This is a genomic window from Rhizobium sp. 0TCS1.26 (genome assembly GCF_050455525.1).
Classification (GTDB): domain Bacteria; phylum Pseudomonadota; class Alphaproteobacteria; order Rhizobiales; family Rhizobiaceae; genus Neorhizobium.
On record NZ_JBCIYV010000001.1, the window covers coordinates 1039363 to 1052978 of the forward strand.

Genomic DNA, 13616 nt, shown 5'->3' on the forward strand with positions numbered 1-13616 from the left:
CTGTCGCGAAGCCAGGGCGTCGTTCCCGATCCTGGCACAGTTTGAGACCGGATAGATGAAGGAACATGATTGCCGATGAAACTTCTCAGCACCCATCGCCTCGCGCTCTCCGCCCTCGCTGCCCTGATGTTAGCGACCACTGGCATAGATGCCAAAGCCGACGCAGGTTTCAAGGCATGGGTCAGCGAATTCTACGGCACCGCGGCTGCCAGCGGCATCAGCCGCTCCACCTATAACAAGGCGTTTGCCGGCATCAGCGGGCCCGACAAGGACGTGCTTGACAAGGCCGGCTACCAGCCGGAGTTCAAGTCGCAGATCTGGGATTACCTGGATTCGCGCGTCAATCCGTACACGGTCAAGATCGGCCGCGAGATGCTGTCGCGTCACGGGCGCACGCTTGCAGCGCTGGAAAAGCACTTCGGCGTCGACAAGCACATCCTGCTCGCCATCTGGTCGATGGAATCGAACTACGGTGCCGTCCTCGAAAACCGCGACCGGCTGCATCACGTGCCGCAGGCCCTGGCGACGCTTGCCTGGGCCGACCCCAAGCGCGCCAAGTTTGCCCGCACCCAGCTGATCGCCGCCCTGAAGATCCTCCAGTCGGGCGACGTGACGCCAAACCATCTGACCGGTTCCTGGGCCGGCGCCATGGGCCACACGCAGTTCATCCCGACGAGCTACCTGCTCTACGCCGTCGACGCCGATGGCGACGGACACCGCGACATCTGGAACTCGGTCCCCGATGCGCTCGCCACCTCCGCCAACCTGTTGGCGAAGAACGGCTGGCAGTCTGGCCATACCTGGGGCTACGAAGCCGTCATGCCGGCGGGTGCCGCTCGCTATGCCGGGCAGACGAAGACCCTGACGCAGTGGGCAGCCCTCGGCTTTATCCGGCCGAACGGCAAGGGCTTTCCGCGCGCCAGCGATCGCGCCGAACTGAAGCTGCTCGGCGGATCGAACGGTCCTGCCTTCCTGATGCTGAAGAACTTCTTCGTCGTCAAACGCTACAACGCCGCCGATAGCTACGCGCTCGCGGTCGGCCTGCTCGCCGACGAGATTGCCGGGCATGGCGGCATGATGCAGTCCTGGCCGCGTCCGAACGGCACGCTGGACATTCGCGAGAAGTTCGAGCTGCAGAGCCGGCTGAAGGAAATGGGCTATTACGACGGCGAGATCGACGGTAATTTCGGTTCCGGCTCGAAGGCCGCCATCAGCGCCATCCAGTCGCGTCTCGGAATGCAGAGCGATGGCGAACCGTCGAAGGGCCTGCTGAAGGCTTTGCGCAATTGACGAGCCGCCGGGCGCGCGCCACATAGGCGGGCGTCGGCCATCAACGGCCGGCGCGGCGAACAGAGGAGACGAGGCAGATGTTGAGCGGAAGGCTGTTCCTTCGCCGCGGCATTGCCATGGGCGCGGTTCTCCTCGTTGCCGCTGCCGATCTGACGCCCGCATCCGCCCAGCAGCGGCGGACGCTGTTCGACATGATCTTCAACGACCCGCCGCAGCAACGTCGCCAGCCATCGATCATCGAACGGGAGCCGCGTCGCCAGCGCAGCCGCCAGCCGGCCATCGTCTCTCCCTCCCGGCCTGCTGCTCCTGCCGCGCGTGCGCCGGCGGTGAAGGCCGAGACGGCACCGGCGCCGGTCGAGAAGATGGAGAATGCCCGCAAGATCCTGGTGGTCGGCGACTTTACCGCGCTGGGCGTCGCCAAGGGGCTGGAAGCCGCCTTTGCCGAGGATCCTTCGGTCCTCGTGGTCGAGAAGGGATCCGGTTCCTCCGGTCTCGTTCGCCAGGATTTCCACGACTGGCCGCAGGAATTGCCGGCACTGATGAACGAATTCAAGCCGGCGATGGTTGTGGTGATGATCGGCGCCAACGACCGGCAGGCGATGACCATCGGCGAAACGCGTGAGAAATTTCGCACCGATGCCTGGCTTGCCGAATATGATGCGCGCGTTGGGCGCGTCGCCGCCCTCGTTCAGCAGCAGAAGCTGCCGCTGCTGTGGGTCGGCCTGCCGGCATTTCAGTCACCGTCGCTGACCGCCGACGCCGTCACCCTCAACGGCATCTATCGGCAGGCGGTCGAAAAGGCCGGCGGAGAGTTCATCGACATCTGGGACGGCTTTGTCAGCGAAAGCGGCCAGTTCATCGTCACCGGCTCGGATATCAACGGCCAGCAGGTCAGGCTGCGCAGCGCCGACGGCATCGGCTTTACCGAAGCCGGCAAGCGCAAGCTCGCCTTCTATGTGGAAAAGGTCGCGCGCCGTCATCTGGGCGAGCTTGGTATCGGCGATCTCATTCGCCTCGATGCCGGCAATCTGCCGATCCTGTCGAGCCTGCCGCCGGAAGCCGAAGCGGCGGTGCCGAGCCAGCCGATCAGCCTCTCCGATCCGGAACTCGACGGCGGAAGCGACCTCCTCGGCGGAACCTCGCCGCAGCCGTCAATCACCGAGACGCCCCGCAACCTGCTGCTCACCAGGGGCCAGCTGCCGGAAGCGCCTGTCGGGCGGGTCGACTATTACAGCGCCACCGTGACCGGCACCACGCCCTGACGGTACACTAACGGCGCCCGGCTTCCGGCAGGCGCGCGTCGGCGAGCATCGAGAGACACTCCTTGAAGCCCGTCAGGTCGCTATAGAGTGCGTCCGGTTCCGCGTCGTGAACCGCGATATGTCCACCCCGGCGCCTGATGCCGCCATCCAGCATCAGGTTGTCGATCATCTCGACATCCTCGATCGACAGCCCGTCCGGCCCGCGCTTGCGGCCGTCCGATCCTTCCCGCACATCGCCGGCATAGTAGTCGCGGGTCCGCCCAAAATGGTTGGCGGTCATGTTCGTGTAGGCGGCGACCAGCTTGCCCTGCGCGCACATGTAGCCGAGTTCGAACGCCGTTCCGACATCGGCGGCGATGCCCCGAAACGGAGTAAGATTGGCGATCACGCCGTCGGCGCGATCCATCATCGCCTCGTCGACGGCGCTGATCTTCAGGCCGAATTCGTGGCGTGTCGGCGCCGGCTCGATGAAGATGTCTCCCGGGCAGATCGGCTCGAAACCGTATTCGCGCGTCATCGCCGCCTTCGCATCGAGGATCTCGCGGGCATTCGGCAAGAAGACTTCAGGGCCGGCAAGGTACAGTTTCACGGTCATGTCCGGCCCCGGCAGCGGTCTGGCAAAACGAAATCAGCCCGGCGGGTGGCCGGGCTGAGGGGAGACGAGGTTGATCAGGCCGGCAGGACGGTGCTGCCCATCAGCGCCTGGTCGACGGCCCGTGCCGCCTGGCGGCCTTCGCGGATCGCCCAGACAACCAGCGACTGGCCGCGGCGAACGTCGCCGGCGGCCCAGAGCTTGTCCACCGAGGTGCGGTAGTCGCGCTCGTTGGCAACGACATTGGTCGAGCCGCGGCGGTCGGTGTTCAGCTCCAGCACGCCGTCCATCTCGGTCAGCACCCCATCCTTGGCGGGGCCGGAGAAGCCGATGGCGATGAAGGCGAGATCGGCCTTGATGATGAAGTCGGTGCCGGCGATCGGCTTGCGGCGCTCGTCCACCTGGCAGCAACGTACGCCGGTCAATTGGCCTTCCTCGCCGACGAATTCCAGCGTCGCGACCTGGAATTCTCGGTTGGCACCCTCTGCCTGGCTGGACGAAGTGCGCATCTTGGTCGCCCAGAACGGCCAGACGGCGAGCTTGTCTTCCTTTTCCGGCGGCATCGGGCGGATGTCGAGCTGGGTCACCTTGACGGCGCCCTGGCGAAACGCGGTGCCGACGCAGTCGGACGCCGTATCGCCGCCGCCGACGACGACGACATGCTTGGCGCCGGCCAGGATCGGCTCCGACGGCCAGCCGACGCTGTCGATGTTCTCGCGTCCGACGCGGCGGTTCTGCTGCACCAGATAGGGCATCGCATCATAGACGCCGTGCAGGTCGACGCCCGGGATGCCTGCCGGCCGCGGGGTTTCCGAGCCGCCGCAGTAGACGACCGCATCGTGATCGGCGAGCAACTGCTGCATCGTCATGTCGACGCCGACATTGACGCCGCAATGGAAGGTGACGCCCTCGCCCTTGATCTGTTCGACGCGGCGATCGATGAAGTTCTTCTCCATCTTGAAGTCGGGAATGCCGTAGCGCAGCAGCCCGCCGGGCTTGCTTTCGCGCTCGAAGACATGCACCTCGTGGCCGGCACGGCCGAGCTGCTGGGCGGCCGCCAGGCCGGCAGGGCCGGACCCGATGACGGCGACCTTCTTGCCGGTATGGATGGTGGCAGGCTGCGGCGCGATGAAGCCGAGCTCATAGGCCTTGTCGGCAATCGCCTGCTCGACCGTCTTGATGGCGACCGGCGCATCTTCGAGGTTCAGCGTGCAGGCTTCTTCGCACGGCGCCGGGCAGACGCGGCCGGTGAATTCCGGAAAGTTGTTGGTGGAGTGGAGGTTGCGGATCGCCTCCTCCCACTTGTTGTTGTAGACGAGGTCGTTCCAGTCCGGGATCTGGTTGTGCACCGGACAGCCGGTCGGTCCGTGGCAATAAGGGATGCCGCAGTCCATGCAGCGCGCCGCCTGCTTGGTGACCTCCGCATCCGACATCGGGATGGCGAATTCGCGGAAATGGCGGATACGGTCCGAGGCCGGCTGGTATTTTGCCACCTGCCGGTCAATTTCCATGAAGCCCGTAACCTTGCCCATATCTGCAACCCTCATATCCGCTGCTACCGCAGCCAGTTTTCAACCTTCAGTCCCGGCACGCGGGAAAACGCCCTGTCGTCCGTTACGACGATCGCATCAAGCACCAGCGCATGCGCCGCTATCAGCATATCGATCTGCCCCATGGAGGGGCCTGTCTTTTCGAGCTCGCTGCGCAGTGCCGCATAGGCAACATCCGCAGGCGCACACCAATCCTCGACCCGGAGGTGCTGTAGAATTGCCTCCGCGGCGATCTTGTGGCGCAAGACCCCGCTCTTCGTGTAGCCGAAGCGAACCTCCGCCTGCACTAGAACACTGGTGAGCAACTCGCCCGATCGGCATCCTCTCATGCGATTGGCAGCGGTTCCGAGCGGTTGCCGCATGACATTCGAAATGACGTTTGTATCCAGAAGATACGCCATCTCACTTTTCCAAGTCGACCGGTTCGGGCGGATAGTCTTCGACATCCGGGATATCGAGGGGCTCCTGCTCAGCAAGCCAGTCGAAAACCTCGGCCAATGACTTCTTTTCCAGCTTTGGCCGCATGTGAATCACACCGTCCCTATCCTGGGAGATCAACATACTATCGGCCGGGATATCGAACTCGGCCGGGATCCGAACCGCCCGGCTACGTCCGTTGCGAAAAATGCTCACTTCTCGCTCTTCGCGCGCATCCATCTCGTAACCTCCATCTTGTGATATGACAATGTCATATCACAAGATGCTCGAGAGCAAAACTACTCCGCAGCCACCCCCATCCGCATGCGCTCCATTTCCTCCAGTGCACGGCGATACTCGACCGGCATGACCTTACGGAACTTGGGGCGATACTCGGTCCAGCGGTCGAGGATCTCCTTGGCGCGCAGCGAGCCCGTGTAGTGCAGATGGTTGGAGACCATCTGGTAGAGCCGCTCCTCGTCGTGCCGGGTCATGTCCTCGGTTACGTCGACGCGTCCCTTGTGCATGATGTCGCCGCCGTGGTGGTGCAGCTTCTCCAGCATGTCGTCCTCTTCCGGCACCGGTTCGAGTTCGACCATCGCCATGTTGCAGCGCTTGGCGAAATCGCCCTGCTCGTCGAGTACGTAGGCGACGCCGCCCGACATGCCGGCGGCAAAGTTGCGTCCGGTTTCACCAAGCACGACGACGATGCCGCCGGTCATGTATTCGCAACCGTGGTCGCCGACCCCTTCGACGACGGCAACCGCACCCGAGTTGCGCACGGCGAAGCGTTCGCCGGCCACGCCGCGGAAGTAGCACTCGCCGGTGATGGCACCGTAGAGCACCGTGTTGCCGACGATGATGGCGTTTTCAGCCGCCAGTCTTGAATTCTCCGGCGGACGGACGATGATCCGGCCGCCCGACAGGCCCTTGCCGACATAGTCGTTGCCGTCGCCCACCAGATCGAAGGTGATGCCGCGGGCAAGGAAGGCGCCGAACGACTGACCGGCCGTGCCGCGCAGCGTCACGTGGATGGTGTCGTCCTTCAGCCCCTTGTGGCCCCAGCGCTTGGCAAGCGCACCGGACAGCATCGCACCGGCAGACCGGTCGACGTTCTTGATCGGCACCTCGAAGACCACCGACTCCTTGCTTTCCAGCGCCGGCATCGCCTTTTCGATCATCCTGCGGTCGAGCACCTCGTCGATCGGGTGCTTCTGCCGCTCGGTCCAGTAGGTGGCGCTCTTCGGCACGGCAACCTTGTGGAAGATCTTCGAAAAATCCAGTCCCTTGGACTTCCAGTGGGCGAGCATCTCATCCTTCTCCAGAAGCTCGGAGGCACCGATGATGTCGTCGAGCCGGGTAAAGCCCAGCGAGGCGAGGATCTCGCGCACCTCTTCGGCAACGAAGAAGAAGTAGTTGATGACGTGTTCCGGCGTACCCTTGAAGCGCTTGCGCAGGACCGGGTCCTGCGTCGCAACGCCGACCGGACAGGTGTTGAGGTGGCACTTGCGCATCATGATGCAGCCGGCAGCGATCAGCGGCGCCGTGGCAAAGCCGAACTCGTCGGCGCCCAGCAGCGCCCCGACGATGACGTCGCGGCCGGTCTTCAGGCCGCCGTCCACCTGCAGCGCGATGCGCGAACGCAGGCCGTTCAGCACCAGCGTCTGCTGGGTTTCGGCAAGGCCGATCTCCCAGGGGCTGCCGGCATGCTTCAGCGAGGTCAGCGGCGAAGCGCCGGTGCCGCCGTCGAAGCCGGCAACCGTGATGTGGTCGGCGCGCGCCTTGGCGACGCCGGCGGCAACCGTGCCGACGCCGACTTCGGAGACCAGCTTCACCGAGACGTCGGCTTCCGGGTTGACGTTCTTCAGGTCGAAGATCAGCTGTGCCAGATCCTCGATCGAGTAGATGTCGTGGTGCGGCGGCGGCGAGATCAGGCCGACGCCCGGGGTCGAGTGGCGGGTCTTGGCGACCGTCGCATCGACCTTGTGGCCGGGCAACTGGCCGCCCTCGCCGGGCTTGGCGCCCTGTGCCACCTTGATCTGCAGCATGTCGGCGTTGACGAGATATTCCGTCGTCACGCCGAAGCGGCCGGAGGCGATCTGCTTGATCGCCGAGCGCTCCGGGTTCTGGTTGCCGTTGGCCAGCGGCAGGTAGCGGTCGCTCTCTTCGCCGCCCTCGCCAGTGTTCGACTTGCCACCGATCCGGTTCATGGCAATCGCCAGCGTCGTGTGCGCCTCGCGGCTGATCGAGCCGAAGGACATCGCCCCGGTCGAGAAGCGCTTGACGATATCGACGGCAGGCTCGACCTCGTCGACCGAGACCGGGCTGCGGCCGATGTCGGCTGCGCCCTTGATCTTGAACAGCCCGCGGATGGTGTTCATCCTGAGCGCCGTATCATTCACCATCCCGGCGAACTCGCGGTAACGCTCCTGGCTGTTGCCGCGCACGGCGTGCTGCAGCGAGGCAACGGCGTCCGGGCTCCATGCGTGGTTTTCGCCGCGCATCCGGTAAGCGTACTCGCCGCCGATATCGAGCGTTGTCGCGAGGATCGGATCCTTGCCGAACGCCGACATGTGGCGGGCGACGGTTTCTTCCGAGATTTCCGTAAGGCCGATGCCTTCGATGGTGGTCGCGGTGCCGAAGAAGTACTTGTTGACGAGCTCCGAAGACAGGCCGATCGCGTCGAAGATCTGCGCGCCGCAATAGGACTGGTAGGTCGAGATGCCCATCTTGGACATGACCTTGAGGATGCCCTTGCCGACCGCCTTGATGTAGCGGTAGACGACCTCCTCCTCCGAGACCTCCTTCGGGAATTCGCCCCTCTTGTGCATGTCGATCAGTGTATCGAAGGCCAGGTAAGGGTTGATCGCCTCGGCACCGAAGCCGGCAAGGCAGCAGAAATGATGGATCTCGCGCGGTTCGCCGGATTCCACCACGAGGCCGACCGAGGTGCGCAGACCCTTGCGGATCAGGTGATGGTGGACGGCAGCCGTCGCCAGCAGCGCCGGGATGGCGATGCGGTCCGGACCAATCTGGCGGTCGGACAGCACGATGATGTTGTAGCCACCCTTGACCGCCGCTTCGGCGCGCTCGCACAGGCGATCCAGCATGCCGGGCATGCCTTCGGCGCCACGTTCGATGTCATAGGTGAAATCGAGCGTCTTGGTGTCGAAATGGTCCTCCATGTGGCCGATGGAGCGGATCTTCTCCAGGTCGCCATTGGTGAGGATCGGCTGGCGCACTTCCATGCGCTTTGCCTTCGCCATGCCGTCATGGTCGAGAATGTTCGGACGCGGCCCGATGAACGAGACGAGGCTCATCACCAGCTCTTCGCGGATTGGATCGATCGGCGGGTTGGTGACCTGCGCGAAATTCTGCTTGAAGTAGGTGTAGAGCAGCTTCGACTTCGCCGACATCGCCGAGATCGGCGTGTCGGTCCCCATCGAGCCGATGGCCTCCTGACCGGTCGTCGCCATCGGCGACATCAGGATCCGGGTGTCTTCGGAGGTGTAGCCGAATGCCTGCTGGCGATCGAGCAGCGAGACGTCGCGGCGCAGCGCCCGCGGCTCCACCGGCTTCAGTTCCTCGAGGATGATCTGCGTCCGCGCCAGCCAGTTCTTGTAGGGATGCTTGGTGGCAAGCTCGCTCTTCACTTCCTCGTCGGAAATGATGCGGCCCTTCTCCATGTCGATGAGCAGCATCTTGCCCGGCTGCAGGCGCCACTTCTTGACGATGGTTTCTTCCGGTACCGGCAGGACACCCGCCTCGGACGCCATGATGATGCGGTCGTCGGAGGTGACGACGTAGCGGGCCGGGCGCAGGCCGTTGCGGTCGAGCGTCGCGCCGATCTGCTTGCCGTCGGTAAATGCGACGGCTGCCGGGCCGTCCCAAGGCTCCATCAGCGCTGCATGGTATTCGTAGAACGCCTTGCGCTCCGGCGACATCGACTGGTTGCCGGACCAGGCTTCGGGGATCAGCATCATCACCGCATGCGCAAGCGAGTAGCCGCCGCGCACCAGGAACTCCAGCGCATTATCGAAGCAGGCCGTATCCGACTGGCCTTCATAGGAGATCGGCCAGAGCTTCGAGATGTCTTCGCCGAAGAACGGCGAGGAGACCGAGGCCTGGCGGGCGGCCATCCAGTTGACGTTGCCGCGCAGCGTGTTGATCTCGCCATTGTGGGCAACCATGCGGTACGGGTGCGCGAGCTTCCACGACGGGAAGGTGTTAGTGGAAAAGCGCTGGTGAACGAGCGCAACGGCCGTTTCAAAACGCGGATCCGACAGGTCCTTGTAATAGGCGCCGACCTGGTAGGCGAGGAACATGCCCTTGTAGACGATCGTCGAGGACGACAGCGAGACCGGGTAGAAGCCCATGTCGACGCCGCCGAACGCATCATAGATGCGGTTGGAGATGACCTTGCGGATGAGGAAGAGCTTGCGCTCGAAGTCGGGATTGGTCGCGGCATCGCGACCGGCGCCGATGAAGACCTGACAGTGATGCGGCTCGGTGGCGGCGATCTCCGGCGCCTTGGACAGCGACGAGTTGTCGACCGGCACGTCGCGGAAGCCGAGGAACTGCTGCCCCTCTTCGGCAATGACGTCCTTCACGACCTGCTTGTAATGCTCGATCTCTTCAGGCTTGCGGGGCATGAACAGATGGCCGACCGCATATTCGCCGGCCTTCGGCAGGGTAATGCCCTGCTTGGCCATCTCCTCGCGGAAGAAGCGGTCGGGGATCTGCACCAGGATGCCCGCCCCGTCGCCCATCAAAGGATCGGCGCCGACGGCACCGCGATGGGTGAGGTTCTCGAGGATGAACAGCCCGTCCTTGACGATCTGGTGCGACTTCTGGCCCTTCATGTGGGCGATGAAGCCGACGCCGCAGGCATCGTGCTCGTTGCGCGGGTCGTAGAGACCCTGGCGCTGCGGCAGGCCTGGAAACGAAGCGCGAACCGAAGCGGCAGCGTCTACGGCTTTGCCTGCGGCAGGTCCGTCGAGTGCGTCTGTCTTGGTCATCGTCATTCCTCCTGTCGTTCGCCTGAGGCGAGAGTTGCCCGTCCATGGGACCAGCAATCTGTGCTGTCGTCGACGTGTGCACCGCAGGATACAGCCAACCGGAAGGCGAGGGTTAACCATTTCTGCGGGTCAAATGCTTAAAATAGGACAGCATGACTGCCCTACTTCTAGATTTTTATGGCAGAGATCGCGTTCCCACGCAAGGCCGCCCGCGCAAAATCCGAAGGGGATCTTTTTCTCAAGTTACCGCAAACCGAACCGCTGGGACAGAATATTGCTCCATTCTCCGCCGGGCCTTGTTCATCCTTGCCGTGGCAATGGTCCTCTGACCGCTCGGAGGCGAAACCCTATTGATCCGACAGTGGATCGGCTTAATGTCCGGCTTCCTCCCTCACCTGCACTGAAAGTCATCTTCCATGTTCTTTGCTTCGGATAACTGGGCCGGCGCCCATCCCGCGATCAATGAGCGGCTGATGCGGGAATCGACCCGCTTTGCCGCCGCCTACGGCACCAGCGCCCTCGATCAGGCGATCGAAAAACGCTTCAACGAAATCTTTGAACGCGACGTCGCCGTCTTCTTCGTTGCCACCGGCACCGCAGCCAATTCCCTGGCTCTGGCGAGCCTGGCAAAGCCGGGCGGCGTGGCCTTCTGTCATGCCGAGGCCCACGTCATCGAGGATGAATGCGGCGCACCGGATTTCTTCAGCGGCATGCGCATGTCGCCGGTTGATGGCGCGCTTGGCAAGATGGACCCGAAGCAGTTGACGAGCCGCATCGCGCGCTATCCGCAGGATGCCGTCCACCACGGCCGCGCGACGGCGGTGTCGATGACCCAGGCGACCGAAGTTGGAACGATCTACACGCTCGACGAGATCGAGCAGATCGCCCGCATCTCCCACGACCATGGCCTGCCGCTGCACATGGACGGCGCACGCTTTGCCAACGCCCTGGTGCAGCTTGATGCGACGCCGGCCGAGATGACGTGGAAGCGCGGCGTCGACGTGCTGTCCTTCGGCGGCACCAAGAACGGCTGCTGGTGCGCCGAAGCGATCGTCTTCTTCGATCCGGCAATGGCAAAGGAACTGCCTTTCATCCGCAAGCGCTCGGCGCAACTGTTCTCGAAGTCGCGCTTCATTGCCGCGCAGTTCGAGGCCTACCTGCAGGACGATCTGTGGCTGAACCTCGCCTCCCATGCCAATTCGATGGCCGACCGGCTGCGCGGCGGGCTTGCCGCCTCCAACAGCGCCCGCGTCGCCTGGCCGACCAGCTCGAACGAGGTTTTCGCCGTCATTCCCAAGGACACGGCCAAGGCCGCCCAGGACAAGGGCGCCAAGTTCTACGACTGGCTGGAGCCGCACGACATGGCCGAACCGGTCCAGGGCCATGAGCAGCTGATCCGCCTGGTGACCAGCTTTGCGACCGAGAAGGAAGACGTGGACGCCTTCCTCGACGTCATCGCCGCCGGCTGAACCGCCACGAGACCCGCATCACGTCGCACCCTGCGGCGTGATGCGTTTGACGATGAGGTTCGAGAGCGCCTCGACCAATGCCGCATCGGCGCCACGCCGCGGCACAAGCACGAATTCCACGTCACCGAGCACCGGCAGCCTGTCTCCGGAAATCTCCCGGAGGCCGGACGGGGCCATGCTGCGCGGCTGGACCAGAACACCCATTCCAGCCCGCGCCGCCGCCGTCAGCCCGGCAAGACTGCCGCATGTGCAGACGATCCGCCACGCACGTTTTTCCCGGTCGAGCGCCAACTGTGCCGCCTTGCGGGTGATGCTCGGCGCCGGAAAGGCGATCAGCGGCAGGATCTCGGCGTCGCGCAGACGCTGAAGGTCGGCGTCGCGCGCCAGCCAGACCAGCGGCTCGCGATAGATCAGCCGCCCGTGCGCTTCGCCGATATGCCGCTTGGCGAGCACCAGATCGAGTTCGCCGAGCTCCTGCATCTGATAGAGATTGGCACTGAGTGCCACCGTCAGCTCAAGGTCAACGAGCGGATAGAGGCGGATGAAGTCTTCCAGGATGCCGGTGAGCCGGTTGGCGACCACGTCCTCGGAGACGCCGAGCCGCAGCCGACCGCGTAGCCGGCTCTCGCCGAACAGCGACATCACCTTGCCGTTCATGTCGAGCATGCTGCGCGCGTAACCGAGCAGCGCCTCGCCCTCCGTCGTCAGCCGTACCTGATGCGTGGTGCGGTCGATGAGCTGCCGCCCGAGCGCGGTTTCCAGCCGCTGGATATGCTGTGTGACCGTCGGCTGCCCCAGTCCCAGCCGCTCGGCGGCCAGCGTGAAGCTGCCGGTCTCGTTCAGCGTAACGAAGCTCGCAAGATGGGTCAGGTTCAGCATCGATCACGATCCATGATAACTGTTAGTGGTTGCATCCTGCTTCATGATGAGCAAGGGCTGAGGTCCATTCTCTGAGGACAGATCCATCATGAGCCGTTTCCTGCCGGACCGTTTCACCGTGATGCTGGTGTTGACGGTCGTCATCGCCTCGCTGCTGCCCGCCCAGGGCGATTTCGCCGAGTATTTCGGCATCGCCACCAAATGCGCGATCGCCCTTCTGTTCTTTCTGCACGGTGCCCGCCTGTCGCGTGACGTGGTGATCGCCGGTGTCCTGCACTGGCGCCTGCACCTGACGATTCTTGCAGTCACCTATGCGATCTTCCCGCTGCTCGGCCTCGGCCTGAGTTTCGTGCCGTCGGACATCCTGAAGCCGGAACTGTATGTCGGCATTCTGTTTCTCTGCGTGCTGCCGTCCACCGTCCAGTCGTCGATCGCCTTCACCTCGATTGCCGGCGGCAATGTACCAGCCGCGATCTGCTCCGCGTCGGCGTCCAACCTCTTCGGTATGTTCCTGACGCCGCTTCTGGTCGGCCTGATGATGACCACCAGCGGCACCGCCGGCTTCTCGCTTGATGCGCTGGAAACCATCCTGCTGCAGCTTCTGGCGCCGTTCGTCCTCGGACAGGTTCTTGAACCGTGGATCGGCAAGTGGATCCGCTCAAAAAAGAAACTGCTGTCGCCCGTCGACCGCGGCTCGATCCTGATGGTCGTCTATCTCGCCTTCAGCGAATCCGTCAACGAAGGCCTCTGGCAGACCTTCTCGATCACCGACATCGGCGTCGTGATCGGCCTCGACATCTCCCTGCTCGCCGTCGTCCTCTGCATCACGATGTTCGGCAGCCGGCTCCTCGGCTTCAACAAGCAAGACGAGATTACCATCACCTTCTGCGGATCGAAGAAGAGCCTTGCCTCGGGCGTACCGATGGCGGGCGCCATCTTCGCCGGCCAGAGCATCGGTGCCATCGTCCTGCCATTGATGCTCTTCCACCAGATCCAGCTGATGGTCTGCGCCGTGATCGCCCAGAAATATGCGACGCGGAAGGCCGCGACCGCGGCACCGATGGCAGTCCAGTCGGAAGTCGTCTGACGCCAGCTCCGAGCGTACGAAAAAGGCCCCTCCCGTCGCCGGGAGAGGCCCT

10 protein-coding genes are annotated in these 13616 nt (G+C 63.8%); 4 read left to right on the forward strand and 6 right to left on the reverse strand.

Features of this window, described 5'->3' with window-relative positions; all coding sequences use genetic code 11:
- Positions 1-126: 126 nt before the first annotated feature.
- Both AAIH46_RS05160 and AAIH46_RS05165 read left to right on the forward strand, forming a co-directional pair.
- A complete protein-coding gene (locus AAIH46_RS05160) occupies positions 127-1290 on the forward strand; it encodes a lytic murein transglycosylase (protein ID WP_430305007.1) in 1164 nt (387 codons plus the stop codon).
- 77 nt (positions 1291-1367) lie between these two features.
- Entirely contained in the window at positions 1368-2552 is a 1185-nt protein-coding gene (locus AAIH46_RS05165; RefSeq protein ID WP_430304542.1) for an SGNH/GDSL hydrolase family protein, read from the forward strand.
- Positions 2553-2559: 7 nt separating this feature from the next.
- Here the strand turns inward: AAIH46_RS05165 and AAIH46_RS05170 are convergent, their stop codons facing one another.
- The 5 genes from AAIH46_RS05170 to gltB form a co-directional block, all read right to left on the reverse strand.
- The gene (locus AAIH46_RS05170) at positions 2560-3147 is read right to left on the reverse strand and encodes a nucleoside 2-deoxyribosyltransferase (protein ID WP_430304543.1); all 588 of its coding nucleotides are present in this window, start codon (positions 3145-3147) and stop codon (positions 2560-2562) included.
- A gap of 74 nt (positions 3148-3221) precedes the next feature.
- Positions 3222-4676, reverse strand: a complete 1455-nt coding sequence (locus tag AAIH46_RS05175) for a glutamate synthase subunit beta (RefSeq protein WP_430305008.1) — start codon at positions 4674-4676, stop codon at positions 3222-3224.
- A 23-nt stretch (positions 4677-4699) separates the two neighbouring features.
- The gene (locus AAIH46_RS05180; RefSeq protein WP_430304544.1) at positions 4700-5140 is read right to left on the reverse strand and encodes a PIN domain-containing protein; all 441 of its coding nucleotides are present in this window, start codon (positions 5138-5140) and stop codon (positions 4700-4702) included.
- The gene (locus tag AAIH46_RS05185) at positions 5097-5351 is read right to left on the reverse strand and encodes an antitoxin (protein WP_430304545.1); all 255 of its coding nucleotides are present in this window, start codon (positions 5349-5351) and stop codon (positions 5097-5099) included. Before AAIH46_RS05185 ends, AAIH46_RS05180 begins: the two co-directional genes overlap by 44 nt.
- A 59-nt stretch (positions 5352-5410) precedes the next feature.
- Complete coding sequence (gene gltB / locus AAIH46_RS05190; RefSeq protein ID WP_430304546.1) at positions 5411-10129, reverse strand: glutamate synthase large subunit; 4719 nt, start codon at positions 10127-10129, stop codon at positions 5411-5413.
- Between the two features lie 416 nt (positions 10130-10545).
- Here gltB and AAIH46_RS05195 point away from each other — a divergent pair, with 416 nt between their 5' ends.
- Positions 10546-11598, forward strand: a complete 1053-nt coding sequence (locus tag AAIH46_RS05195; RefSeq protein WP_430304547.1) for a threonine aldolase family protein — start codon at positions 10546-10548, stop codon at positions 11596-11598.
- Between the two features lie 18 nt (positions 11599-11616).
- On the opposite strand, the gene AAIH46_RS05200 is transcribed toward AAIH46_RS05195, so the two are convergent.
- Positions 11617-12477 (reverse strand): LysR family transcriptional regulator, encoded by an 861-nt coding sequence (locus AAIH46_RS05200; RefSeq protein WP_430304548.1) that lies wholly within the window; start codon positions 12475-12477, stop codon positions 11617-11619.
- A gap of 88 nt (positions 12478-12565) precedes the next feature.
- On the opposite strand from AAIH46_RS05200, the gene AAIH46_RS05205 reads away from it, so the two are divergent.
- Complete coding sequence (locus AAIH46_RS05205; RefSeq protein WP_430304549.1) at positions 12566-13564, forward strand: bile acid:sodium symporter family protein; 999 nt, start codon at positions 12566-12568, stop codon at positions 13562-13564.
- Positions 13565-13616 lie beyond the last annotated feature (52 nt).

Coding starts and splice junctions, on each gene's coding strand:
- AAIH46_RS05205 (WP_430304549.1), top strand. CDS start 12,566: ATGAGCCGTTTCCTGCCGGACCGTTTCACCGTGATGCTGGTGTTGACG.
- AAIH46_RS05160 (WP_430305007.1), top strand. CDS start 127: ATGTTAGCGACCACTGGCATAGATGCCAAAGCCGACGCAGGTTTCAAG.
- AAIH46_RS05165 (WP_430304542.1), top strand. CDS start 1,368: ATGTTGAGCGGAAGGCTGTTCCTTCGCCGCGGCATTGCCATGGGCGCG.
- AAIH46_RS05170 (WP_430304543.1), bottom strand. CDS start 3,147: ATGACCGTGAAACTGTACCTTGCCGGCCCTGAAGTCTTCTTGCCGAAT.
- AAIH46_RS05200 (WP_430304548.1), bottom strand. CDS start 12,477: ATGCTGAACCTGACCCATCTTGCGAGCTTCGTTACGCTGAACGAGACC.
- AAIH46_RS05175 (WP_430305008.1), bottom strand. CDS start 4,676: ATGGGCAAGGTTACGGGCTTCATGGAAATTGACCGGCAGGTGGCAAAA.
- AAIH46_RS05180 (WP_430304544.1), bottom strand. CDS start 5,140: ATGTCGAAGACTATCCGCCCGAACCGGTCGACTTGGAAAAGTGAGATG.
- gltB (WP_430304546.1), bottom strand. CDS start 10,129: ATGACCAAGACAGACGCACTCGACGGACCTGCCGCAGGCAAAGCCGTA.
- AAIH46_RS05195 (WP_430304547.1), top strand. CDS start 10,546: ATGTTCTTTGCTTCGGATAACTGGGCCGGCGCCCATCCCGCGATCAAT.
- AAIH46_RS05185 (WP_430304545.1), bottom strand. CDS start 5,351: ATGGATGCGCGCGAAGAGCGAGAAGTGAGCATTTTTCGCAACGGACGT.